21 protein-coding genes are annotated in these 24,719 nt (G+C 64.5%); 10 read left to right on the top strand and 11 right to left on the bottom strand.

Features of this window, described 5'->3' with window-relative positions:
• The first annotated feature begins 120 nt into the window (after positions 1–120).
• The 5 genes from BXE_RS37215 to BXE_RS37195 all read left to right on the top strand — a co-directional run bounded on the left by BXE_RS37215 (position 121) and on the right by BXE_RS37195 (position 5,092).
• Positions 121–1,101, top strand: a complete 981-nt coding sequence (locus BXE_RS37215; protein ID WP_011493280.1) for a LysR family transcriptional regulator — start codon at positions 121–123, stop codon at positions 1,099–1,101.
• Positions 1,098–2,594: an NAD(P)-binding domain-containing protein gene (locus BXE_RS37210; protein WP_011493279.1), complete on the top strand. Its 1,497-nt coding sequence runs from the start codon at positions 1,098–1,100 to the stop codon at positions 2,592–2,594. The genes BXE_RS37215 and BXE_RS37210 overlap by 4 nt, the downstream gene beginning before the upstream one ends.
• Before the next feature lie 52 nt (positions 2,595–2,646).
• The gene (locus BXE_RS37205; protein WP_011493278.1) at positions 2,647–3,216 is read left to right on the top strand and encodes a CMD domain protein; all 570 of its coding nucleotides are present in this window, start codon (positions 2,647–2,649) and stop codon (positions 3,214–3,216) included.
• Complete coding sequence (locus tag BXE_RS37200) at positions 3,213–3,788, top strand: peroxidase-related enzyme (RefSeq protein WP_011493277.1); 576 nt, start codon at positions 3,213–3,215, stop codon at positions 3,786–3,788. Before BXE_RS37205 ends, BXE_RS37200 begins: the two co-directional genes overlap by 4 nt.
• A gap of 116 nt (positions 3,789–3,904) precedes the next feature.
• Positions 3,905–5,092 (top strand): ABC transporter substrate-binding protein, encoded by a 1,188-nt coding sequence (locus BXE_RS37195; RefSeq protein ID WP_011493276.1) that lies wholly within the window; start codon positions 3,905–3,907, stop codon positions 5,090–5,092.
• A gap of 202 nt (positions 5,093–5,294) precedes the next feature.
• Here the strand turns inward: BXE_RS37195 and BXE_RS37190 are convergent, their stop codons facing one another.
• Together BXE_RS37190 and BXE_RS37185 are read right to left on the bottom strand one after the other, a co-directional pair.
• Positions 5,295–5,972 (bottom strand): hypothetical protein, encoded by a 678-nt coding sequence (locus tag BXE_RS37190; RefSeq protein ID WP_011493275.1) that lies wholly within the window; start codon positions 5,970–5,972, stop codon positions 5,295–5,297.
• Complete coding sequence (locus tag BXE_RS37185; protein ID WP_011493274.1) at positions 5,969–7,375, bottom strand: selenium-binding protein SBP56-related protein; 1,407 nt, start codon at positions 7,373–7,375, stop codon at positions 5,969–5,971. Before BXE_RS37185 ends, BXE_RS37190 begins: the two co-directional genes overlap by 4 nt.
• Positions 7,376–7,848: 473 nt before the next feature.
• Between BXE_RS37185 and tauA the strand changes: the two genes are divergently transcribed.
• The 4 genes from tauA (at position 7,849) to BXE_RS37165 (ending at position 12,931) form a co-directional block, all read left to right on the top strand.
• Positions 7,849–8,871 carry a taurine ABC transporter substrate-binding protein gene (gene tauA, locus BXE_RS37180; RefSeq protein ID WP_011493273.1) on the top strand — a complete coding sequence of 341 codons (1,023 nt, stop codon included), beginning with the start codon at positions 7,849–7,851 and terminating at the stop codon, positions 8,869–8,871.
• The gene (locus BXE_RS37175) at positions 8,868–9,662 is read left to right on the top strand and encodes a taurine ABC transporter ATP-binding protein (RefSeq protein WP_011493272.1); all 795 of its coding nucleotides are present in this window, start codon (positions 8,868–8,870) and stop codon (positions 9,660–9,662) included. The genes tauA and BXE_RS37175 overlap by 4 nt, the downstream gene beginning before the upstream one ends.
• Positions 9,659–10,510, top strand: coding sequence for an ABC transporter permease subunit (locus BXE_RS37170; protein ID WP_011493271.1), 852 nt, complete (start codon positions 9,659–9,661; stop codon positions 10,508–10,510). Before BXE_RS37175 ends, BXE_RS37170 begins: the two co-directional genes overlap by 4 nt.
• A gap of 126 nt (positions 10,511–10,636) precedes the next feature.
• Positions 10,637–12,931 (top strand): FdhF/YdeP family oxidoreductase, encoded by a 2,295-nt coding sequence (locus BXE_RS37165; RefSeq protein WP_011493270.1) that lies wholly within the window; start codon positions 10,637–10,639, stop codon positions 12,929–12,931.
• 197 nt (positions 12,932–13,128) lie between these two features.
• On the opposite strand, the gene BXE_RS37160 is transcribed toward BXE_RS37165, so the two are convergent.
• The 6 genes from BXE_RS37160 to BXE_RS37135 all read right to left on the bottom strand — a co-directional run bounded on the left by BXE_RS37160 (position 13,129) and on the right by BXE_RS37135 (position 19,828).
• Positions 13,129–14,550 carry a c-type cytochrome gene (locus BXE_RS37160; RefSeq protein ID WP_011493269.1) on the bottom strand — a complete coding sequence of 474 codons (1,422 nt, stop codon included), beginning with the start codon at positions 14,548–14,550 and terminating at the stop codon, positions 13,129–13,131.
• Positions 14,551–14,552: 2 nt separating this feature from the next.
• Positions 14,553–14,978, bottom strand: coding sequence for a hypothetical protein (locus BXE_RS37155; RefSeq protein ID WP_011493268.1), 426 nt, complete (start codon positions 14,976–14,978; stop codon positions 14,553–14,555).
• Complete coding sequence (locus tag BXE_RS37150) at positions 14,963–15,616, bottom strand: cytochrome c oxidase subunit 3 (RefSeq protein WP_011493267.1); 654 nt, start codon at positions 15,614–15,616, stop codon at positions 14,963–14,965. Before BXE_RS37150 ends, BXE_RS37155 begins: the two co-directional genes overlap by 16 nt.
• A 1-nt stretch (position 15,617) precedes the next feature.
• Positions 15,618–17,660 carry a cytochrome c oxidase subunit I gene (gene ctaD, locus BXE_RS37145; RefSeq protein ID WP_011493266.1) on the bottom strand — a complete coding sequence of 681 codons (2,043 nt, stop codon included), beginning with the start codon at positions 17,658–17,660 and terminating at the stop codon, positions 15,618–15,620.
• Between the two features lie 29 nt (positions 17,661–17,689).
• Positions 17,690–18,718, bottom strand: coding sequence for a cytochrome c oxidase subunit II (gene coxB, locus BXE_RS37140; protein WP_011493265.1), 1,029 nt, complete (start codon positions 18,716–18,718; stop codon positions 17,690–17,692).
• A 156-nt stretch (positions 18,719–18,874) separates the two neighbouring features.
• The gene (locus tag BXE_RS37135) at positions 18,875–19,828 is read right to left on the bottom strand and encodes an NADP-dependent oxidoreductase (RefSeq protein WP_011493264.1); all 954 of its coding nucleotides are present in this window, start codon (positions 19,826–19,828) and stop codon (positions 18,875–18,877) included.
• 320 nt (positions 19,829–20,148) lie between these two features.
• Here BXE_RS37135 and BXE_RS37130 point away from each other — a divergent pair, with 320 nt between their 5' ends.
• Complete coding sequence (locus tag BXE_RS37130) at positions 20,149–21,285, top strand: glutathione-independent formaldehyde dehydrogenase (protein ID WP_011493263.1); 1,137 nt, start codon at positions 20,149–20,151, stop codon at positions 21,283–21,285.
• A gap of 103 nt (positions 21,286–21,388) precedes the next feature.
• On the opposite strand, the gene BXE_RS37125 is transcribed toward BXE_RS37130, so the two are convergent.
• From BXE_RS37125 to BXE_RS37115, 3 genes are all read right to left on the bottom strand, one after another.
• The gene (locus BXE_RS37125; protein ID WP_011493262.1) at positions 21,389–22,639 is read right to left on the bottom strand and encodes a phosphatidylserine decarboxylase family protein; all 1,251 of its coding nucleotides are present in this window, start codon (positions 22,637–22,639) and stop codon (positions 21,389–21,391) included.
• Between the two features lie 95 nt (positions 22,640–22,734).
• Positions 22,735–23,766 (bottom strand): flavodoxin family protein, encoded by a 1,032-nt coding sequence (locus BXE_RS37120; protein ID WP_040123590.1) that lies wholly within the window; start codon positions 23,764–23,766, stop codon positions 22,735–22,737.
• Between the two features lie 155 nt (positions 23,767–23,921).
• Positions 23,922–24,431, bottom strand: a complete 510-nt coding sequence (locus BXE_RS37115; RefSeq protein ID WP_011493260.1) for a low affinity iron permease family protein — start codon at positions 24,429–24,431, stop codon at positions 23,922–23,924.
• Positions 24,432–24,719 lie beyond the last annotated feature (288 nt).

Raw genomic sequence — 24,719 nt, 5'->3', positions numbered from 1 at the left:
GACCGCGGCATCGGCCATTGAGCCGGAGCTGATTTGCATAGGCGAATTTATTATAAGAATTCCGCATTCATCGGCCTCTACAATTCACCGCAGACATGAACGGGACGAACGGAATAGCGGATGGAGTTGCATCATCTCGAGGCGTTTTCGGCAGTGATGTCGGCGGGCAGCATGACGGGCGCCGGCCGGCTCGTGGGCCGCTCGCAGCCCGGCGTCACGCGCATGATTCAGGAGCTCGAACAGGAAATCGGCTATGCGCTGTTCGATCGGAAGGGTCCGCGCGTCACGCCGACACAGCGCGCCTTTCTGCTCTATGAGGAAGTGGAACGCTCGCTGATCGGGCTCGATGCAATTCGCGCCAGCGCGCGCGCGATCGGGCTCGACGCGCCCGCGCCGCTACGCGTTGCGGCCACGCCGGCGCTCGCCGCCGCGCTGGTGCCGCGAACAATCGCGGCGCTCGCCCAGCATGAAGCGCCGCTCGACGTGCAACTGCGCAGCGCGTCCGCCGAACATATCGTGCAGGCATTGCTCGCCCGAACCGTCGAGGTGGGAGTGGCCACGCTGCCGCTCGATCACGCCACGCTCGATCTCCATTACATCGTCGAAGCGCCCTGCGTGGCCGTGCTGCATGCCGATCACCCGCTAGCGGGCCCCGGCGTTCTGGCCTTGCAGGATATCGCGGCGCATCCGGTCGTGACCGTCGCCAATCGCTACCGGCTGCGACGCCGCATCGACGCGGCGTTTGCCGACGCGGGGCTGCAACCGGTTATCGCGCTCGAAACCAATGCATCGTTGAATGCGGTAATGGCGGCGCACGCCAGACTCGGCGTAGCGCTCGTCGACCCCGCCACCGCTTTCGGCACGCGCATCGCCGGCACTGTGGTGCGGCGGATCGATGCACACATTCCATTTCTGTTCGGCGTCGTTACGCTGCCCGGCAAGCCCCTCTCCAGCGGCGCAAGCCGTCTGATCGAAGCACTGGGGCACGTTTGCGTCGATCTGTTGCCTGATGCCGTCCGGCACGCCGCGGCACAGCACGACGCGCTGATGACACGCCGCGCCAACCCTTCTCGAACTCACACCAAAGGAGTGCCGGCATGACTTCCCATGCTGAGCGGACCGGCGCGACACTCGCGGCCGCCGCCGCACCCGGCGGTCTGGCCGCGCTCGAAGCACGTCTGCGCGAAGATCTCGCATGGCTCGAACTTCCCGCGCCCGCGTGGGTGCCCGCACGGCATGTCGATGCGCGGCGCGTGCTCGACGTCGCGATCATCGGCGGCGGCATGGCGGGACTGACCGCGAGCGCCGAATTGCGCCTGCTGGGCATCGACAATCAGCAGGTCTTCGACCAGGCGCCCGAGGGTCGCGAAGGACCGTGGATCACCTACGCCCGCATGCAGACCTTGCGCTCGCCCAAGCAACTGACCGGCCCGGCCCTGCGTCTGCCCGCGCTGACTTTCCGCGCGTGGTACGAGGCGCAATTCGGCCGCGAGCAATGGGACGCCCTCTACAAGATTCCCCGTACGCTGTGGATGGACTATCTGCGCTGGTATCGGCGCGTGCTTGAGCTGCCGGTCCGCAATCATGCAAGAATCGTCAGCCTTCAACCACGCGACGACGGCTTGATCGAACTCGACGTGGCCGGCCTGCATGGCGGAAACGAGTGCGTTCTGGCTCGCCACGTGGTGCTCGCCACAGGCCGCGAGGGCCTCGGTGGTCCGTTCGTTCCGGAGGTGGCGCGTGATTTGCCGAAGCATCGCTACGCTCATTCGTCGGAGGACATCGATTTCGCGTCGCTGCGCGGGCGTCGTGTCGGCGTGGTCGGCGCGAGCGCGTCCGCGTTCGACAATGCGGCTAGCGCGCTGGAAGCCGGTGCCGCAAGCGTCGACCTGTTCGTGCGGCGCACCGAATTGCCGCGAATCAACAAGCTGACCGGCATCGGCAGTCCGGGACTCGTGCATGGTTTTGTGCATCTGCCTGACGAATGGAAATGGCGCTTTCTGCACTACGCCGCGCAATCGCAAACACCGCCGCCGCGCGACAGCGTGTTGCGCGTCTCGCGCTATGAGCAGGCGCGCTTTCATCTCGGCAGCCCGCTGAACGGCATCGCGGCCAACGCCGATGCGTTGCAGGTCCAGACGCCGAAGGGCCGCTACGAGGTGGACTTCCTGATCTTCGCGACGGGCTTTCACTCGGAACTCGATACCCGCGAGGAGTTCGCCGCGATCGCACCGCACGTGCGGCGCTGGCGCGACCGTTACACGCATCCCGAGGATCTGCCGAACGAGGAACTGGCGTCCTCGCCGGACCTCGATCGCAACTTCGCATTCCAGCCACGCGAGCGGCACACCTGCGCCGCGCTTTCGCGGATTCATTGCTTTAATCACTCGGCAAGCCTGACACACGGCAAGCTTGCCGGTGACATTCCCGCGATCAGCGACGGCGCACAGCGGCTCGCGCGCGCCATCGCGGCGATGCTGTTCGACGCCGACCGCGAGCGGCACTACGCGGCGCTGCTCGCGTTCGACACCGCCGAACTCGCCGGCGACGAATGGACCGACGCCGATGCCATTGCAACCGATGCCGGGCCCTGACGCCGCCCGGACGTCTCTCTGATCCCACCCTGAGCCATCACCTGTCCCGATCATGTCCACCGATACGTTTTCGCCCGGTTCCGCCGTCGTCAATGATGTGGTGTCGCAACTGGCCGGCCTGAGTGCCGACGGCAGCGTCGCCGCGCTGCGCGCCGCGCGAGCCGATGCCACACGCTATACACAGGGCAGTCACGACGCGCTGTTCGCACCGGAGCTCGCCGGTTTGACGCTGCCCGACCGTCTTTATGCGGCGTGGTACGCGGCATGGCTCACGCCGTCCCACACCGCCGCGCAGTCTTACCGCGAGCGTTTGCTGGCCGCGAGCAGCGCTCCATCGCTGAGCGCCGCGGCGCTCGATGCGGTCGCCACGCAGGGCCTGCCCGCCGCCGCCGACGCGATCGAAGCCGTCGGCGGTCCGCGACTGGCCGCGATCCTCGCGCACACGCACGCGCTGATCACACGGCCCGCCACGACCGGCAAGCCCGAGCTGGCCGCGCTGCAATCAGCCGGACTCACCACGCGGGCCATCGTCGCGCTGGCTCAACTGATTGCCTTCGTGTCGTATCAGGTGCGCGTCGTGGCAGCGCTGCAAGCATTGCAGGCATTGGAGCAACCCGCATGAACAGGACGCATGGCTTCACCGCCGCCACCCTCGAATGGACGGCATGGCTCGACACGGTCGCGCTCGATAAAGCGTCGCCCGAACAGACTGCCGTGCTCGAAGCGAGCCATCCGAAAGCCAGCACGTCGGACTACTACCTGCTGCTCGTGCACGAGCCGGAAGTCCTGGCCCAGCGTTCGGGCGCATTCAACAGCATCATGTATGCGCCGGGCGGGCTGTCACGAGCGGAGCGCGAGCTTGCCAGCACGGTCGTGTCGCGCGTCAACGGCTGCGTTTATTGCGCGTCGGTGCACGCGCAGCGCTTCACCCAGCTGACGCGCCGCAGCGACGTCATCGAACAGGTCTTCGCGGACCCCGCCACCGCCGGCACCAACGAGCGGGAGCGCGCGATCGTCCGCTATGCGATCGATCTGACCTTGCACCCCGAGGCGGTCGACCGCAGATCGCTCGACGCGCTGCGCGTCGTGGGTCTCACGCCGGCCGAAATCCTCGATTTGAGCCAGGCAATTGCGATTTTCGCGTGGGCCAACCGGCTCATGCTGACGCTGGGCGAGCCCGTGTTCCCGCAATAACGGAACGCTCCCGGCGCAGACCACGAACGCGCAGATATCAATATGCGAATCCATTCGTTGCCGACGCCGCGCCCGCGCCGGAGACTTTGAGCCGACATTCCACGAGGGTTATCGCCATGTCCGTCCCGTCTCGCCAGCGTCCTTCATTCCTGCGCCGCAAGCTGCTGGGCACGGCCGTCGCACTCGCGCTCGGCGGCATCGCGAGCATTGCGCCAGCCGCCGCGCCAGCCAGCGGCGAGCCTGTGCTGTTCGGTGTCAGCGGTCCGTTGAGCGGCCCCAACGCACAATACGGCGCGCAGTGGAAAGCGGGCTTCGATCTCGCCCTGGATCAGATCAACCGCGACGGCGGCATCCACGGCCGGCCGCTGCAGTATGTTTTCGAGGACAGTCAAAGCGATCCGCGCCAGGCTGTGACGATCGCGCAGAAATTCGTGGGCGACCCGCGCATCCTGATCGAACTGGGCGACTTCTCCAGCCCGGCATCGATGGCGGCATCCCCGATCTATCAGCGCGCCGGGCTCGTGCAACTCGGTTTTACCAACTCGCATCCGGACTTCACCAAGGGCGGCGACTTCATCTGGAGCCCGTCGGTCAGTCAGGCGGACGCGCAGCCCCTGCTCGCTGAACTGGCCGCGAAACAGGGCTTCAAACGCGTCGCCGTGCTCTATCAAAACACCGACTGGGGCCGCGCGAGCAAGGACGTGTTCGTCAAGGCCGCTGCCTCGCGCGGCATCCAGGTGGTGGCGAGCGAGGGCTACCAGCCCACCGACAAGGATTTTCGCGCCACGCTTTTGCGCCTGCGCGACGCGAATCCCGATGCCCTCGTGCTGATCTCGTACTACTCGGACGGCGCGCAGATCGTGCGTCAGGCACGGGGCAGCGGCTTGCACACCCCGATCGTGGCAGCCAGTTCCGTCTATTCACCGAAGTTCATGGAACTCGGCGGCGATGCGGTCAACGGCGTGACGACCAACACGAGCTTTTTTCCGGACGATCCGCGCCCCGAAGTCCAGCACTTCGTTCGCACCTTCGAGGCTAAATATCATCAGCAGCCGGACGCGTTCAATGCATTCGCGTACGACGCGGCGATCATCGCCGCCTATGCGTTGCGGGCGGGCGGCCTCGACCGGCGCGGCGTGCGCGATGCGCTGCCCAGGCTTCGCGACGTCCCCAGCGTGGTGTTCGGTCGGGCGACCTTCGATCCGGCCACGCGGCGCGTGATCGGCGTGAGAAGTGTGAACCTGGTGGTCGATCACGGCCGGTGGGTGTTGCTCAGCGCCAAATCGTCGCTTGCGGCGAAGTAAGGGTTATCGCGGTCCGTATCGATGGCTTGCGCCGATCGGAGGTAGCGACGGCCCGCCCGCAACGCCGTCAAAACCAGGAATTTCTTTTTGCCATTGACGCTGAACGTCGTTAAACGTCGCTGAGTGCGCTGACGCGGCAGCGAGCAGCGCCACACCAACTACGCGCACTGTCCCGTGAAGCGCAGCGCAACTACTATTTCCGTCATCCGACTGGCGCGGCGGCATTCACTGCCAGCGAGAGCATGCCGACCAGGATCAGGCTCGATGCCCAGATCGCGTCCAGATTGAACCAGCTCCGTGACACGAACTTCAGCCCCAGGTAACGGTAGACCAGCCAGGCCAATAGTCCGCCGGCCGCTATCATCGCGGTGGCGTGGGCAGCGGAGACGAACAGCGCCATCCGAAGATCGGCGTCGATCAGCGATTGCGCTGCCTGATGCGCCCGATCCATACGGTAGGCGCGGCAAAGCCCGAGATAAACCGGTACGAGCATCAGCCCCGCGCCATGCGCAATGGCCACAGCGAAAGACCAGAGCGCAAGCCGTCCCGGCGGGATCCGCGCGAGTACACGCGGATGGCGCCGGCAGATCAGCAGAAAGGCCCCGAAGCCGGCCACCAGCACACTTGCTCCGAGCTGGATCTCACGCTGCCACGCCAGCAGGATCGCCAGCATCGCAAAAGGCAACATCACGACGAACATTGCCAGCACGTGCCCCGCCGCGAGGTAGAAAAGCGCGACCACCAGCGCCCGCACGCGTCTTTGCATCAAACCGCTGGAAACGGCGAGCGGCCATCCCATCGCCGGGTTGACGCCGTGATAAAGACCGCTTGCGAGGACCGCCAGCCAAAGGCCGGTCTGCGACCAGCCGCCGCCGGTCAAATGCCCACCGACGGGTAGCAAAACGAATCGGTCGAGCAATCGCCTCCTTCCAGCCTGATCTGGTGAGCCCGGTAGCCATCGGGAAAGGCCACCCAGTAATCATCGGCCAGCGTGAGGCCGCCGCCGGGTTCGGCGCGTGCCATGACCTGCGCCGCGGGCACGCCGTTCGGATAGAACTGGTTGTCCCAGCTCGAATACAGGGAGTTGGTCCAATAGACCCGCTTGCCATCGCGGCTGATCTCAACCATCTGCGGGCCGCCCGCAAAAGTCTCACCGTTCGGATGCGGCGTGCGCCGCGCGATCCCGCCGATGTGAACCGAGCCTGCAAGCTTCGGCTTGCGCGGATCCGTCACGTCGTACTGACGCATCTCGCCGGTTCCCCAGCAGGCGACGTAGAGGAATTTGTCGTCGATGGACAGATCGATGTCCGTGACGAGCGGCGGCACCGCGCCGAACCCCTGAAGCAGCGGTGGCAGTAGTTCCGCAGCGGCGGGCTCGGGCGGAATGGTCGCCGTCTTCTCGATATGGAACTGTCCGCCTTCGCGCCACCAGGTCCAGATCGACCCTTCCAGGTTCGTCGTATCGACCACCACGCCGATGAACCCGTACTCGCGGCTGGGATCGTGCGCGGGCCGCACTTCGAGTGCCATCTGGTGGTTCGCGCCGAGGTCGATGCTCTGCACGTTGCGCCTCGCCCGCAGATCCCAGAAGTGGATGTGGTGCCCGTACCGGTTCGACAGAAGATCCTCGGCGACGATCCCGTTCTCGAACTGCGGCGGCAAGGCCCACTCGCTCGACACCATGTAATCACGTGGCAGGTTCCACCAGAAATCGTAGTGTTTTTCCTGCGGACCGCGGTCTATCTCCCACCGGCCGAGAACCTCGAACGTCTCGCAGTCCATGATGAAAATGCCCGGGGGCCCGTCGGTGCCCTCTTTTCCGCCGCCACCTAGCGTGCTGACGTAGATCCCTTCGGGCCCGCAATGAACCGTGTGCGGACGGGAGTAGCCTGTTTTACGGAAGATTTCCTCGGGCTCGATGATCTTGTGAAGCCGCGCCTGGGTCGGATGAGGCTTGGTGTCCACGATGTAAATGCGCGAAGAGCGCATCCCCGGAATGATCAGATAGCGTCGTTCGAGGAAGGCGTGGCCGGTCAATGGCGATAACGCCGACGAGCAGGCGTTCCAGCCGAAATGATGGAATTCGTCCCCTTTGTTCGGCACTGGAACCGTGTGAACCACCTTGCTGTAGGTCGGCGAGCCGGGCTTCACGTCGATGACGGCAAGCGCGTCAGGCTGCGAGAAATCGGGGCTGAGCAGCAACGTGTAGGCGTAATTCTCTGCTGGCGCATCCATCGCGAGTTTCGGCGATGCGTGGAACGTGGGATCTGGACGCATACCCATGACGGGACCCTCCTTGTCTATCTGGTTCAGGCTGCAGGACGTTGCGAGATTCGCTAACGCCAACGGGTGCTGCCCACTGACCGCTACGGCATGCAATCAGATCCGCAGCCCAAAGGCGGCGGCTCACGGCGAGGCCCGGTCGTCCGCCGGCGAAGGCGGCTCCTGCAGGGGTGGCAAGCACTGATGCACGCGTCACGGCGAAGCACGAAACGGTGGCTGGAATTGGGCTTGCGTACAGGCTGGCGATGCTGGCAAATAAAGATTTGTAGTCCACGGCAGCGGCGAGATCAACCGGAAGTTGTGTCGACGGTGGTGCGCGCTTCGTCTTTTGTCATACGTTCATACACCTGGAAGTACGGTGGCGGCGTTCGCAAGCAATGTCATTTGCAATGCAGGAATGGTTCGAACCATCGGCTGATGGATTACTTATAGTGGAACGCCTAACAATATCGATTCACAAAACGGGGTCTCCGATGAAACCACTACTCTCCTCGCTGCGAACCGCCGCTGCCGGCCTCACCCTCTTCACCCTGATGGCCGGCGCGGTGCACGCCGAGTCACGCGAAGTCGTGATCGGCTACCAGGACATGGTGGTTCCATGGCGCTACGCGCAGGTGAGCGGTGCAGTCGAAAAAGCGACCGGCTACAAGGTGACCTACCGCAAGCTCGCGGGCGGCGCCGACGTGATCCGCGCGCTCGCGTCGGGCTCGATCCAGCTCGGCGAGGCCGGCTCAAGCCCCATCGCGGCAGGGCTGTCGCAAGGCGTGGACATTTCGCTGTTCTGGATTCTCGACAACATCAACGACGCCGAAGCGCTAGTGGCAAGAAACGGCTCCGGCGTGACGAAGCTGACCGATCTCAAGGGCCGGAAGATCGGCTTGCCATTCGTGTCGACTTCGCATTTCCATGCGCTCGTCGCACTGCAAGATGCCGGGGTGGATCCGTCGACGGTCAAGATCCTCAACCTGCGCCCGCCAGAAGTCGCGGCGGCGTGGGAGCGCGGCGACATCGACGCGACCTACATCTGGGACCCGGTACTCGCGAAGGTGAAGAAGAACGGCAAGGTGCTGATCACGTCAGGTGAAGTCGCACGGGAATCGGGCAAGGCGACCTTCGACGGCTTCGCGGTGAATCGCAAATTTGCGCAGGACAACGGCGCGTTTCTCGTCGGTCTCGTCAAGGTACTGGCCGACACGGATGCCCAGTATCGCGATCACAAAGCCGCGTGGACGGTGGGGTCGAAGGAAGTCGAGGGCGTGGCGCAGGAATCGGGCGCGAATGCCGCCGACGTCCCCGCAAGCCTCGCACTCTACGCGTTCCCGACCCTTGCGGAACAGGCGTCGCCGACCTGGCTTGGCGGCGGAGCGCAAAGCGGCGCCGCGAAGTCTCTGGCCGCGACGGCGGCGTTCCTCAAGTCGCAGGGCACGATCCAGAACGTGTTGCCTGACTATTCGGCGGGCGTCGATCCCCGCTTCGTGCAGCAAGCGGCAAAATGAGCACACTCGAGATCCGCGGCCTCGGCGTGACCTATGAAGGTGCGTCGACGGCCGCGCTCGAAGGCGTCGATCTGCAGATAGAGAGCGGCGAGTTCGTCGTCGCACTGGGCGCTTCCGGATGCGGCAAGACGACACTGCTCAATTGTCTCGCCGGCTTCATCGATCCGACCGCAGGTTGCGCACGACTGAATGGAGAACCGATCGCGGGCCCCGGCGCGGAACGCGGTGTGGTTTTCCAGAAATACGCACTGATGCCCTGGCTCAACGTGATCGACAACGTCGCACTCGGTCTGCGTTTCCAGGGCGTCGGTCGCGCACGCCGGCGCGAAATCGCACGTGAAACACTGGCGCTCGTGGGCCTCGACCAACACGCCGACGCCCGTGTGTACGCGCTTTCCGGCGGCATGCAGCAGCGTGTAGGCATCGCCCGCGCGCTGGCGAGCGATCCCCAGGTCCTGCTCATGGACGAGCCCATGGGTGCCCTCGACGCCCTCACCCGCGAAACGATGCAGGAGCTCGTGCTCGATGTCTGGGGCCGCACCCGCAAGACCATTTTCTTCATCACTCATAGCGTGGAAGAAGCGCTGTTTCTCGCCACGCGGCTGGTGCTGATGACACCCGGTCCGGGTCGAATCGCCGAGAGCCATGAGCTGCCCTTCGCACGCCAGTTTCTCGCCTCGCGCGATGCCCGCGCGGTGAAATCCTCACCCGAATTCATCCAGTGGCGCGAGCGGCTCGTGCGGCGTCTGCACGGCGAACCGCACACCGCGCGAGAAGTGGCGTTGTCATGAGTTCGATCGATTCACTGCCGTCGTCCCCGGCCGGGCGGCGCGCGGCCGGGCGGCGCAAACCTCGGCGCGGGCTGCCGGGAGAAGGTCCGACAGCAATACTGAGCGTTGCGTCTGTCGTCGCGATTGCGGCGTTATGGTGGGCCGCAACCTCCTTTCACTGGGTGCCCCCGCTGTTCTTGCCTGCGCCGCAGGCTGTATGGTCAGCATTCGTCGACGCATGGAATGGACGCATCCAGGGCGGCCTGCCTCTCTGCCAGCACTTGATGTGGAGCGCCATCCGCGTGTTCGGCGCGTTCGCACTCGCGAGCGTGACAGCGGTTCCGGTCGGCATCCTGATGGGCGTGAGCCGGATTGCACGGGGCCTGCTCGATCCGCCGCTCGAGTTCTACCGGCCCTTGCCGCCGCTCGCGTATCTGCCGCTGGTGGTCATCTGGTTCGGCATCGATGAAACCGCGAAGCTGATCGTGATCTATCTCGCGTGCTTCGCCCCCATCGCGATGGCCGCGCGCGCCGGCGTGCGCAGCGCGACGGCGGAGCAGGTCAACGCCGCGTACTCGCTCGGCGCGAGCTTCGCGCAGGTCGTCCGGCACGTCGTGCTGCCGGCCGCGTTACCCGAAATTCTGACGGGCCTGCGGATCGCGATCGGCTTCGGCTGGACCACGCTGGTCGCCGCCGAAATGGTCGCGGCAACGGCCGGGCTTGGGCAGATGGTGCTCAATGCATCCAGCTTCCTGCGCACCGATGTCGTAGTAATGGGCATCGTGCTGATCGGGCTGATTGCGTGGACCTTCGACCTCGGCATGCGCGCGCTCGAACGGCGTCTCGTGCCCTGGCGCGGAAAAGCATGAACCCGCGTGGCGCGCGCGTCGCTCGCCGCCCTCAGTTCGACGGCAGGGGAAAATCCCGGCGCCAGTAAGAAATTTGCAAGGAATGCGGATTGCGCGTGGCCTGGTAGTTCGTCTCAGGAGCCACATATGAGCACCGCACACAAAGACTCAGACGCCTATCAGCATGCCAGCGGAGGGTGGGGATCGCTAAAGGCGGTCGCGAGCGCATTGATCCAGGAAAAAGCGCCGGTCGAAACGAGCCGTGTGCTCGTGCATCAAAACAAGCCGGACGGCTTCATGTGCGTCAGCTGTTCGTGGGCGAAGCCCGCCCATCCGCATACCTTCGAGTTCTGCGAGAGCGGCGCCAAAGCGACCGCCTGGGACCTCACGTCGCGCCGCGTGAATCCCGAATTCTTTCAGCAGCACACGCTGGCTGAACTGGAGCAATGGCACGATCAGGCGCTGGAAGACGCGGGCCGCCTCTGCGCGCCGATGCGGTGGGACGCGGCACTCGACAAATATGTCGAGGTCACATGGGAACACGCGTTCGCAGAGATCGGCCGCGAGCTGCGCGCGATCAAGCCCGACGAAGCGGTGTTCTACACGTCCGGCCGCGCATCGCTTGAAACTGCGTATATGTACCAGCTTTTTGCACGCATGTACGGCACGAACAACCTCCCGGACAGCTCGAACATGTGTCACGAAAGCACGAGTGTCGGGCTCAAGCAGGCGATTGGTGTCGGGGTTGGCACGATCACGCTGGAGGACTTCAAGCATACCGACCTGATGTTCTTCTTCGGCCAGAACGTCGGCACGAACAGCCCGCGCATGCTGCACGATCTGCAGGAAGCGAGAGAGCGCGGCGTGCCGATCATCACGTTCAATCCGATCCGCGAGCCGGGCCTCGTGAGCTTCGTGAATCCGCAGTCTCCCACGCAAATGCTCAAGCCCGGCGCGACGCAGATCAGCACGCAATACCATCAGCTCAAAGCAGGTGGCGATTCGGCGGCGATAGTCGGCATCTGCAAGGCCGTGATCGAAGCGGACGACCGCGCGCAAGCCACAGGCGCGGCACGGATCGTCGACGCCGGGTTCATCGCGGAACATACGAGCGGCTTTGACGATTTCGCGCGCTATGTAAGAAATGCCCGCTGGGACGAGCTCGAGCGCATCTGCGGGCTGACGCGCGCCGCGCTCACGGCGGCCGCCGACGAATACATGCGCGCCAAGGCTGTGATCATCCACTATGGGATGGGTCTCACCCAGCACCGGATGGGCGTGCAGAACGTCCGCATGATCGTCAATCTGCTGCTCCTGCGCGGCAATATCGGCAAGCCTGGGGCGGGGCCGTCGCCGATTCGCGGACATTCGAACGTGCAAGGACAGCGTACGGTCGGCGTGACGGAGAAGCCGGAACTGGCGCCGCTCGACAAGCTCGCCGAGCAGTACCACTTCACGCCGCCCCGCAAGGAAGGCATGGCGACCGTCGACGCATGCAAAGGCGTGATCGACGGCAAGGTGCGCGCCGTCTTCCAGCTAGGCGGCAACCTCGTGCGCTCCGTGCCCGATCGCTATGCGATCGAGCCCGCGTGGCGCAAGCTGCGTCTGACTGTCAGCATCGCGACCAAACTCAATCGCAGCCACCTCGTGCATGGCGAAGTGTCTTATCTGCTGCCTTGCCTGAGCCGTATCGAAATCGACGAACGCATGGGCAACGCGCAGGCGGTCGCAATGGAAGACAGCACCGGCTGCATGCATGGCTCGCACGGCGTCGCGCAGCCGGCAAGCGACCAGCTGTTGTCCGAGCCGGCGATCGTCGCCGGGATAGCGAAGGCGGCGCTCGATTCGACGTCGGTGGACTGGGACGCGTGGAGCAACGACTACGCGCTGGTTCGCGACGCCATCGCCGAGACTTATCCGGAAATCTTCCACGACTTCAACGCGCGGATGTGGACACCGGGCGGTTTTCATCGTCCGCTGCCCGCACGCGAGCGCAAGTGGGAGACGAAAAGCGGCAAGGCTGAGTTCATGGTGCCGCAAACGCTCAACGAAGATCCCGACATGCCCGAACGCCAGCCTGACGACTTGCGCCTCTTCACGCTGCGCAGCGACAGTCAGTTCAATACGACGATCTATACATTGGACGACCGGTTTCGCGGCGTCCGGGGCACGCGGATGGTGCTACTGATGAACCGGCGCGACATCGAGCGGCATGGCCTCGAGGCTGACGCCGAGGTGTCGCTGGAGGCGGTCTCGCCGGACGGCATCCCGCGCCGGGTCGACGGCTTTCGCATCATGGAGTTCGACCTGCCCGCCGGCTGTGTGGCCGGCTACTACCCCGAATGCAATCCGCTGATTCCGCTGTCGCACCACGCGAAGGAAAGCAAGGTGCCCGCCGCGAAGGCGATTCCGGTGAGAATCGTCGCCGCGCAAACGGTCTGAGTTTCCGTCGTCACCGTTCGGGTGGCCGCGGCACCGCGTCTGCGGTTCACTGCCGCGCTGGCGGCATGCATTGCCGGAGGCACGGCTGAACCTGCGGCGCACGGGCAAGCGAGCACGTTTTCCCGCAAAGGAGAGCGGCCGACAGGGAGCAGATGAGCGAGCGCGAAGGTCGCCGCCCGGGCAAGCGCGTTCGCCGCCTACTTGTGCAATGCCGCGCGTACGCCCGACACATCTTTCGCAGTAACAGGCGCCGCCGCATTGCCCCAGGTATTGCGAATGAAAGTCAGCACATGGGCCATTTCGCGGTCATTCAATCGCGCGGCGAAAGACGGCATCTTGCGGGACTCGGGCCCATCCTGGGTATGCGGGCTGCCGCCCCCTTCCACCAGCAGACGCACGAGCGAGGTGGTCGAACTCGACAGCACCGCCGGATTGCCCGCCAGGCGCGGATATTTTTGCGGCACGCCCGCGCCGTCCATCTGATGACAACGCGCGCAGTAGCTCGCATAAATGCCCGCGCCGGGCCGCTCGACATCGCCGGTTTTCAGCGCCTGCGCAGTCTGCTGCGCGGCGCGCGAACGCCCGTCGAACCGCCCGCTTTCCGCGCGCGGCGGCAGACTCTTCAGATAGACGGCGATCGCGGCGAGGTCGGCGTCGTTCAGATATTGCGTGCTGTCTTCGACGACCTGCACCATGCTGCCGAACGTGATCAGTCCGCCGCCGTGGCCGCGCCTGAGGAAAGCGGCGAGGTCGGCGGCGGAACTGCGGCCGAGCCCCGCTCCACGGTCGCCGGTCAGGTTAGGCGCGAACCAGTGGTCGTTGGTGCCGCCCGTCAGATAGGCCGCGCTCGACTCGCTGTAGCCGCGCTCCTCGTAGGCGGGACCCCGAGGTGTATGGCATGCGCCACAGTGTCCGAGCGATTGCACGAGGTACGCGCCGCGATTCCATTGCGCGTCGCGCCCCGCTTCCGGTTTGAACACGCCGCGAGGCGCAAAGGCCCAGTCCCAGAACATCAGCACCCAGCGCTGGTTAAACGGGAACGGCAGCCTGGTCTCGGGCGCGGGCGTAGCAACCGGCTGCACGCCGTGCATGAAGTACGCGTAAAGCGCGTGCATGTCGTCGTCGGTGATTCTGGCGAACGATGGGTACGGCATCGCCGGATAGAGCCGCTTGCCGCCCGGCGCGACGCCGTCGCGCAATGCGCGCGCGAAATCGTCGTAGCTATAGCGGCCGATACCGGCCTGCGGGTCGGGCGTGATGTTCGACGAATAGATGGTGCCGAACGGCGAGGTCATCCCGAGGCCACCGGCGAACGGAGGCGACAGCATGGGCGCGGCGCCGGGCCGCGTCACGCGCGGCGCCGCCGTATGGCAGCCGGCGCAGTCGGCGGCTTTGGCTAGATAGGCGCCGCGAGCGATCTCTGCGGCGTCCGCGCCAGCGGGAGCACTGTTCGCCACGTTGCCGTTGTCAGCCGACGCGTTGACCGGATTCGCCGCAAAAACCCGCGCGCCGGCCAGCGCCAACGCCAACGCGACCAGCAAGCCGGGGCCCGCGTAACGCGGCATTCGCCGACCCACGCTGGCCCATCGATGCATGACGAAATCGCGGAATGTGCGCATGGTCACCACCACCGGCATGGCGAGACGATTGCCAAAGCGACGTCGGTCGCAATCAGCGCGAACAGGAATAGCGCGCTACACATCGCGGCGATCCGGCTCAGGAAGCCCGCGAGTTCTGTTCGCGTAGGACGCGCGTTGCCGGACGCGCTCTTCTCCATTCGCGCGATCCGGCGCAGATTGCGCCACGCGATCACGGCGCCGCTCGCGCCCGCCGCCAGACACAGCGCGCTGACCCCGACGAGCGCCGGACGCATCCACGGCATGGCCGGTGCGGACAGCGGCACGTCGAACGGATAACAGCTCTGGGCGGCCAGGGTCTCGGCGATCACCATCTGTACAAGCCAGGCAAGCGGTGCGAGCAGCAGGCCGGCGAGCGCATACCGCAGCGGTGAATGCGGCGCTTCGGGCGATGTCACGCTCTCTGCCATGACCACCCCTGGAATAGGTAAGGCGTCAAATACAGCGTGCTGAAAATGAACAGCCACACCACGTCGACAAAATGCCAGTACAGGCCGCCGATCGTCAACGCGGCGCAACGTTTTGCGTCGAAATAACCCAGCGCGGTCCATAGCAGCAGAAGCAGCAGCACGACGATGCCTACCACAACGTGCGCCATGTGAAACCCGGTAATGGTGAAGTACAGCGAGCCGTAAAGATGGGTGGTCAAGCCATACGGATGATCGCGCCATTCGAGCAGCTGGATGCCCACGAACAGGCAGCCGAGCACGATGCCCACCGCCATCGACGCCACGGCCCACCGCAAGCGCCCGCGCCGCACACAGCGCTCGCACAGCCAGACGAACCCGCTGCTCGACAGCAGAATGATCGTGTTCGCAATGCCAAGGCCGAGTTTCGGCAACCCTTCAGGCGGCCAATGCTGCGGGCTTTGCGAGGCCAGATACAGATACGAAAAGATCAGATAGCCGAACAGCGCGCCTTCGGTGGCGATCAGCGTGAGGCAGCCCCACCAGCCGCCCGAGCGCTCGCCGGCGCTCCCCACGGGTAAGGCAAGCATGGGTTCAGTGGAGCCGTCCGATGGCTGGTTCAGATCGATGGCGTCGCTCATCTCAGCCCCCCGCGTCGTGTACGGTGGCGGGCTCGCGCTGGATCAGCGCGCGTTCCGGCCACAACCAGACGATGATCGATACCGCGCAGCCAGCCAGCATCGCCCCCGCAAAAATCCACGCGCTCAGCGCGAGACCCGCGAACACGAGGCTGGCGAACACCGCCAGCCAGAACGGCGCATACGAATCGGCGGGCATCTTCAGGATCACATCGGGGCGCGCTTCGAGCGCGCTCGTGCCGAGCGCTTCGCGGCCCTGCGCGAGCAGATAGCCTTCGTCGAGTTGCGAGCGCGCGTGAAAGGCGGTATCGGGCTCGTCAATGCGGCCCTCCCATAACGGATGCCGGCTCGCCAGCGACGGCACGACCGCGAAGTTGTACGGTGGCGGCGGTGAGCTGACCGACCATTCGAGCGTGGGCGCGTCCCATGGATTGTCCCCGGCGGGCTTGCCGTGTTTCAGGCTCACCAGCAGATCGATCAGAAAGATCAGCACGCCCGCCGCGAACAGGAAGGAACCGAGGGAGGTGACGAGATTCACGGTATTCCAGCCCATATCGGCAGGATACGTATAGATGCGGCGCGGCATGCCGAGCAGTCCCGCGATATGCATCGGAAAGAACGCGACGTTAAAGCCGATGAACAGCACCCAGAAGCCGAGCTTGCCAAGCCGCTCGCTCATCATCCGGCCCGTGAATTTGGGAAACCAGAAGTAGATGCCACCCATCACGGGGAACACGTTGATGCCGAGCAGCACGTAATGCAGGTGCGCGACCACGAAGTAAGTATCGGTGAGTTGCCAGTCGAACGGAACGGCCGCCGTCAGCACGCCGGACACGCCTCCCACCACGAACAGCAGCACGAATCCCGCGAAAAACAGGAACGGCACGCGAAATACCGGCCGGCCCGTCCAGATGGTCGCGATCCACGCGAACGTCGCGACCGCGCTCGGAATCGCGATCACCATGCTCGCCGCGCCGAAGAACGATAGCGCGAGTGCCGGAATGCCGGTCGCGAACATGTGGTGAATCCACACGACGAAACCGATCACCATCGTCGCCACGGTGGAGAGTGCGACCGGCCCGTAGCCCACCAGCGGACGCCGGCAAAATACCGGCAACGCGTCGGAGACGATGCCCATGGCCGGCAGCACGACCGCATAGACCCACGGATGCGCGAAGATCCAGAACAGGTGTTGCCATAGCAGCGGGCGGCCGCTGTTCAACACGTCGAAGAAATGCGTGCCGATGCGCCGGTCCATCCACAGTAAAAAGAATGCGAGGCTTACCGAGGGCACCGCCAGCAGATTGCCGCCTGACGCCGTGAGCGTGCCCCACACCAGAACCGGTATGCGGTCGAGCGACATGCCGGGCGCCCGCATGCGCAACAGCGTCACGACGAAGTTCATCGAGCCGACCGTCGTCGAAATGCCGAGCAGCACCATGCCGAGCGCGTACACATCGATGTTCGGGCCGGTGTTGTATTCGAGCCCGGAAAGCGGCGCGTAATTGAACCAGCCCGCATCCGGCGCCTGCCCCGCCGGAAAGCTCGCATACAGGAAGATGCCCGCGAACAGAAAGACCCAGTACGACAGCGCGTTAAGACGCGGGAACGCCATGTCGCGCGCACCCAGCACAAGCGGCCAAAGATAGTTCGAAAAGCCCGACAGCACCGGCAGTGCGTAAAGAAAGATCATCGTCACGCCGTGCATCGTGAACAGCTGGTCGTATTGCTCGGGCGTAAGCACGGTTGCGTTGGGGCGCGCGAGTTGGATACGCATGATCAGCGCTTCGACGCCGCCCATCAGCAGGAAAACGAAGGCGGTAACCAGATAGCGCAAGCCGATGGTTTTGTGATCGACCGTGGAGAGCCAGCCTCGCCAGCCCGGCGGCGCTTCCCAGATCTCGCGCAAACGCTTTTCTTCGGCGCTGCCGGCTTCGACGCGGCCGCGCCGCGGCGTGCGAACGAGCGGCGACGCATCGGGCAGCGCGTCTCGCGCGGCGCGCGGCGGCGTGCCTGGCGTCGCAGCGGTAGCGGCATGTTCGGCCATGGAGGGCGCTCCGTGTTCTCGGCGGGGTTTCAATGCAGCGTCGCCAGATAGGCTGACAGCGCGGCGGCGTCGCCGGTTGTCAGGGGGATATCCGGCATCAACGCTTCCGGTTTGATGCGCTGCGCGTGTTCGATCCAGTCGAGCAGATGCTCCGGCGTATTGGTCAGCGCGCCGGCGGCGAGCGTGCGGCGCGACAGCAGATGCGTCAGATCCGGCGCTTGCAGACCAGCGGCGTCGCTGCCGCGAATCGTGTGGCAGCCCGCGCAGCGCTCGGCGAACAGATGCCGCCCCGCCGCGACCGCGGCATCGCCCGCGGAGCCACCCGCCGTGCGCCCCTGCGCGGCGCGCCACGCAGCGAAGTCCGCCGGGCTCTGCGCAACCACTTCGAAGGCCATATGCGCGTGCTGCGCGCCGCAAAATTGCGAGCATTGCCCGCGAAAAATGCCGGGCTGGTCGGCCTGAATCCACTGCTCGTTGGTTTGTCCGGGAATCGTTTGGGTCTTTCCGGCCAGTTGCGGCACCCAGAACGCGTGAACCACGTCCGCGCTTTTCAGCAGGATTTTTACCGGCTGGCCGACGGGAATGTGAATCTCGTTTGCCGTGCTGAAATTGCGGAGCGGGTCGGGGTCGTCCGCATAGTCGACTTTCCACCACCAGTCGTAGGCGGTGACGGTGAGGGTCAGTTGCGGATGCGCGGCCGGCGAAGCAACCGATTCGAGCGTGATGAGGACGTAGACGAGTATCGCCAGCAAGACAATCGAAGACACGCCCGTGCCGATGTAAATCCAGTGCATGCCGCCAGCTTCGGCGTTGAATGGCCGCGTCGGCGGCGCTGGGCGCCGGCGGACGATCGCGCCGACCAGCAACCCGGCAATGATGAGCGTCACGAGTATCGCGATGGCGCTCAGCACCCAGCCCAGCCGCTGGGTCGGCGCGGCCGCCGGACCGGCGGCGTGGAGAAAGTAATTGAGGGGGGCCGCCGGGCCGGCATGCACGGGACTCGCCGCAAGCGCGAGTATCAGGGCGAAGCTACCGGCTCCGGTGCGCAGACCTCGCATGTCGGTCGTTTCCCCTGCGGACACTTTGGGCTCCCCCTTGCATTCGCTGCCGTGAATAACGCGTCAGCCGCACGCGAGCGCGTCGACGCGACAGCGGGCGAGCAAAAATCGGGCCTCGCGCCCGGGATACCGCGAGTTGTACGGCGCTGGCATCGATCAGGAATTCGTACTGGCGGGCGCCACCGCGATCACAATCTTGCCGCGCACGTGTCCTTTTTCGAGTCTGGCGAGCGCGTCCGCGGCGGCATCGAACGGATAGGTTTCGGCAACTTTCACACGCACCTTGCCGTCGTCGATCAGCGCGGCGATCTCGCTCAACTGATAGCCATCAGGCCGCGCGGTATAGCGCGCGGCGCGTGCGCCATGACTCGCCGCCTCGGTCTGCGACGGCTCGGCGAGTGTCGAGATCAGCGCGCCGCCGCGCGCAACCACCGCCCATGAACGCTTTTGCGTATCACCGCCGACAAGATCGAAAACGAGGTCCATGTCGCGTGCGAGTTCTTCGAATCGCTGCGTGCGGTAATCGATCACGTGGTCGGCACCCAGCGAGCGGACAAATGCCAGGCCGTCACCGGACGCGGTGACGAACACCTCTGCGCCTTCATGCTTCGCGAACTGCACGGCAAAGTGCCCGACGCCGCCGGAGCCGGCATGAATCAGCACGCGCTGCCCGCCCGCGAGGTCGCCCTGTTCGAATAGTCCTTGCCATGCGGTCAGCGCGGCCAGCGGCACCGCGCCTGCCGCCGCCATGTCCACCTTTGCGGGGCGGCGCGCGAGCGCCTGCGCATCGACGACGACAAATTCCGCATAGGCGCCCTGTCCCTGTCCGACAAAACCATATACCTCATCGCCCTGCTTCCATTCTCCGACACCGGCCCCAACGCGCTCAACCACACCGGCAAAGTCCCGGCCCAGCGTATAGGGCAAGCTGTCCTCGCGAATCAACGGGTAGTCGCCCGCGCGCGTCTTGATATCGACCGGGTTGGCGCTCGCCGTCAGCACGCGCACGCGTACTTGACCCGCGCCAGGCTCCGGCACGTCGATCCGTTCCGATCTGAATACCTCGGGGCCGCCGAACCGGTGAATGCGATAAGCGAGCATGGTGCTCATGGTTGCCTCCGTGAAAGCGCCGGCGCCGCGACGTCCGGTTACGTGATGGCGGACGCCGCCCATCAATGACTGCTATCGGCTGAGAGGAGCAAGCAACGTTCCCACGGCCGACGGCAATCAGGCATCCCGTGCGAACGAGCGCCGTTGCCGATGCAGGTTGGCGGACGTGTCAGGACCGGCGGCTCGGCGCGGCGCCCATCGACGAATTACATTGCGCGTCGCCAGACGGGTGGGTCGTTAAGCGTTTGTCAGGCATGGGCGCTGCTCGACTTCACATACGGCCGTCATGTCGACGACCCGATCGCATTCAGGAGATCAGCATGAAAGCATTGGTATATGAAGGTCCGCGCAAAGTCACCGTGAAGGAAATGCCGGATGCGAAAATCGAGCGCCCCACGGACGTGCTCGTCAAGATCACCACCACCAATATTTGCGGCTCGGACCTGCACATGTATGAAGGCCGCACGAACATGGAAACAGGCCGGATTCTCGGGCACGAAAATCTCGGCGTAGTCGTGGAAGTCGGCGCAGGCGTCGAACGGATCAAGGTCGGCGATCGGGTCTGTTTGCCTTTCAATATCGGCTGCGGTTTTTGCAAGAATTGCGAGCGCGGCTTGACCGGCTTCTGCCTGACCACGAACCCCGGCATGGCGGGCGCGGCTTACGGATTCGCCGGCATGGGCCCCTATAGCGGCGGACAGGCCGAATATCTGCGTGTGCCGTTCGGCGATTTCAATTGTCTCGTGCTGCCGCCCGACGCGGAAGAAAAGGAAAACGACTACGTCATGTTGTCCGATATTTTTCCGACCGGCTATCACGCGACGGTTCTCGCCGGAGTCGAACCCGGCGACAGCGTGGTGATCTACGGCGCGGGACCGGTCGGTCTGATGGCGGCGTTGTCCGCATCGATCAAGGGTGCGAGCAAAATCATGGTGGTGGACAGCCATCCGGACCGGCTCAAGCTGGCGGAAAAAATCGGCGCGATTCCCGTGGACGATACTGACGGCTCATCGGCCGAGCGGATCCTCGAAATGACCGGCGGCGAGGGCGCGGACCGCGGCTGCGAATGCGTCGGCTATCAGTGCAGCTGCAAGGGCCATGAAGTGCCGAACCTGACCATGAACAACCTCATCAAGGCGGTGCGCCCGACGGGCGGCATCGGCGTGGTCGGGGTATTCGTCGCCGAGGACCCGAAGGCCGGGGATGAGCTTGCGAAGAAGGGCCAGCTCGCCCTCGACTTCGGGCAGCTATGGATGAAAGGGCAGCACATCGCGACCGGCCAGGCCAACGTCAAGGCATACAACCGCAAGCTGCGGGATCTGATCGCAGCCGGCAAGGCGCGGCCCTCGCAGATCATCTCGCACGAACTGCCGCTCGATAAAGCGCCGGACGGCTACAAGCACTTCGACGAACGTGACGACGGCTGGACAAAAGTGGTTCTCAAGCCCGCCGCCTGAGTGCTGCGGCCTGAGTCCGAGACCGCCGCCGCACCCGCAAGTGCGGCGGCGTGCGGGGATACCTCAACGAAAGCACGCGACGCAAGAGGCGCAGCGGGCCGCGCTACCGTGCCGTTGCGATTCGCGCGTTGACTTTCACCGGCTCCTGGTTGTCGTCGAACGGCGGTTGCGGAACGAAACCTCGAATCACATCAGGTTCGAACACCAGGCAGCATGTCGAGCCTCCGTACTGGAAAAAGCCGAGCTCATCGCCCTTGTTGACCCGTTGGCCGGGCAGCGCTTCGATCACGCAGGACGATACGTCCGCCATGCCGACGAACACACAGCCGACCTTACCGATCGCGCGATCGTCACATTCGATCACGATCACTGCTCGCGCCGCCACCGCCGTGATGTAGCCTTGCGAGTCGTTGAGGCCGCCCGGGTCTTCTCCTTCCGAGTCCGCGTCCGAGTAGTAGCTGCCATCCACGGCATAGGCGCTGGAAATGACGCCGCTTACCGGTGCATGCCAGCGGTGATAATTGAATGCACTCAGAAAGGCCTGATAAATCGACCCTCCCGCAAAAGCTCGCGCCAATTCAGGTTGAGCCGAGGTGAAGATATCCTGCAACGAATACGGTTGCGACTTGATCCAGAACGTGTCGTTGAGCTTCACGCCGAGCTGGATGTTGTACGGCGCGGCTTCGCACGCGCTCACGACAACCTTATGGTTGTCCGGCTCGTCGACCGGACGCTCGCCAGCGCGAAACTGGCGCGTGAAGAAATCATTCCATGACGCAAAGCCCCAATAAGGTTCATCCGGATCGCAAATGAATTGCGACAGCCCGATCCGCTGGTCGGCTTCCGCACAAAACCACCCTTCGGGCGGCGACGTGTTCAGATGTTCGCGGGAATGCGGGCCGCTGAGAAAGCCGCACCAGCAATTCAGCACGCGCTTGAGTTGCGCGTTGAGCGCCGGGTCGCGAAACAGCGCAGAACCCGATGGCATGCACATCGGCCAGTCCAGCACCGCGTTCAAAGGACAATGAATCAGGCTCGTTTCGCTGAACGGCGGCGCATAGGTCATCAGGTAGTCGATGATCGACATCAATTCGTCAATCGAGGAATAGCCCAGCACGTAGCCTTCTTCCCGAGCCTGCGCGATCGCCCTCGTCATATCCATCCGGAGCACCGGATCGCCGTTGATCAGGCGCGCCAGTTCATCGACCGCGCTGGTCCGGGGTGCGGTGGCGCCACGCTCGCGTGCGCGAGCGGCAAGTTCCAGCCGGTAGCGCGCGAGATGCGCCTCGTTACGTGGCAGCCATTCTCCTAACCGGCGACGCTGCGCAAGGGGTCCATCTGCCTGGTCTGTCATGCATCGCCCTCTTCATGTGTTGGCTGGATTGAACCGATGAATGGCGAGCCGGCCACGCCTGAACGCGCGCGCGACCGGTTGCCTCGCCGCGCCGCTCACTTGGCGCGCGCGGGTTCGAGATGCTCGTCCGGCTCCTTGCGTCCATTGCGGATCTGGGCGACGCAGAGGGCGACCGCCTCGGCAACGTTGACGACCTCTTTCTGCATGTCAGCGTCGCGATCGAGCGTGGCGTGACTCGTCGCATAGGGTTCGTAATAGCCGATAAAACGGTCCAGACGCGACTTCGCACCGGCTTCGATGAAGCCCATCCAGTTGAGCCAGTCGGTCAGCGCCCGGCGGGAGCCCTCTATACCGGCCACATCTCCATGCACGACGATGCCATACGCTCTGCCCGCCAGATGCTTCGGATAATCCCATCCCGCGAGTTCGAGCCGCTTCGCTTCATCGGCCTGTTTGCCATGCGTCGAGGTGGGGTCGGGATTGCCGCCGTCCGCGCAGACGAGACGGTCCATCAAGAGCTTGAGCGGGCTGCTTACCTGATACCAGTAGACCGGGGTAACGAACAATACGCCGTGACACGCCGCAAAACGTTCGTAGATCTCGTTCATCCAGTCGTTCACGAGACCCAACGAGTGGTTCGGATAGCAGCTGCACGGCCAGTGGCACAGCGGCATCGCCGTCGAAACGCAGCCTTTGCAAGGGTGAATATGCAGATCGTGCTCGGAGTTCAGAAGCGACAGATCAAGGAAATCGACCTCGCAGGCTTTGCGCTCCAACGTTTCCTGCGCGAGTTTGCCGAGCCGGAAGCTCTTCGACATTTCGCCAGGGCACGTGTAGTCGTTTCGCGACGAAGCGTTGACTATCAGCACGCGCGAAGGCGTCGCGCGCTCCTGTTGCCGGATCTGGGCGGCCTTGACCCGCTCACTCGCCGCGCGCCATTCGACTGACAGATCGTAGTCGGGGTCCGCGAATCCAGGCCCGGCTTTCGCGGTGACAGGCGATTTGCGCGCGTTGCAATAGGCATCCCACGCGATCGCCTCGAGGCGGCCGAGCGCGTCGTCTTCCGCCCGGAACGCGGGGTCGTAGAAACGCGCCATGAAACGCTCGCGAAACGCTTCGCGCGGCATCTTTTCTGTCACCTGTCCTTTACGGACTTCGACTGCCGGATAGTCGGAGGACTGCTTTGAATTTGAGCTCATGACACGTCCCTTGGGGCACGGTTTTGATTGCGCGACCAGCAACTCATGTACCCGTGTTTCATGGCGTTGCGTCAGCGTCGATGTCAGCTATCCGTCGGTGGCCCCGTCCGCTCAGGAGTGAGGGAGCCGCCGGCGGCCGTCCCGGTATCGGGCTTGGTCGATAGACGCAGATAGGCGGCCGCCAGCCTCCGCAGTTCTTCCTCCGACGCGTCCTCGATGCCGATCAGATGGTTGCTTGCCGCCCTGTGGGAGGAAAGCAGTTCATTCAGCTTGAGATGCAGCGCGACGCTGTCCTTGTTCTGACTCTGCTGGATCAGGAAGACCATCAGAAAGGTAATGATGGTGGTACCGGTGTTGATGACCAGTTGCCATCCCTCGGAATAGTGAAAAATCGGCCCCGTGACGACCCAGGCGAGCACCGTCAATACGGCAAGACAGAAGGCGGCTGGCGATCCCGCCCAGCGGGTGACGAGACTTGCAAACCGGTCGAACGCGCGGGTGAGCGGATGATGGGTTGCGTAAGCGGGGCTTGATGTATCCGGAACGGTGTCGAGTTCGTCGGTTGGCGCGGGAACGACGGGTTTGGTAGGCATGACCGGCTCCAGAGAGTGCGTGCAGGTGCCATCTGCAAATTTCGTGCCGCATGGCGCTGCAATCATTCTGCGAGAACGCATGCCTTTTTCGGTGCCGGTTGCCCGCTACAGACCGCATCCGGGGCAATTGCGCATTGGCAAGCGGTACCGGCTTTGCACTTCTTGCCAACGCGCCGGTGGCTTCCGCTTGCCGCCGTTGCGGCGGCAACCCGCGGCCCGACGGCGGCCGCACGCCCGTTTTTCCGGAAAGCCTCGTACAATCCTTCATGCTTCGATCAACCAGCAAGG

The organism is Paraburkholderia xenovorans LB400 (genome assembly GCF_000013645.1).
GTDB lineage: Bacteria > Pseudomonadota > Gammaproteobacteria > Burkholderiales > Burkholderiaceae > Paraburkholderia > Paraburkholderia xenovorans.
Note: the sequence above shows the minus strand (reverse complement) of the source record. Positions and strands in the feature narration are given on the sequence as shown.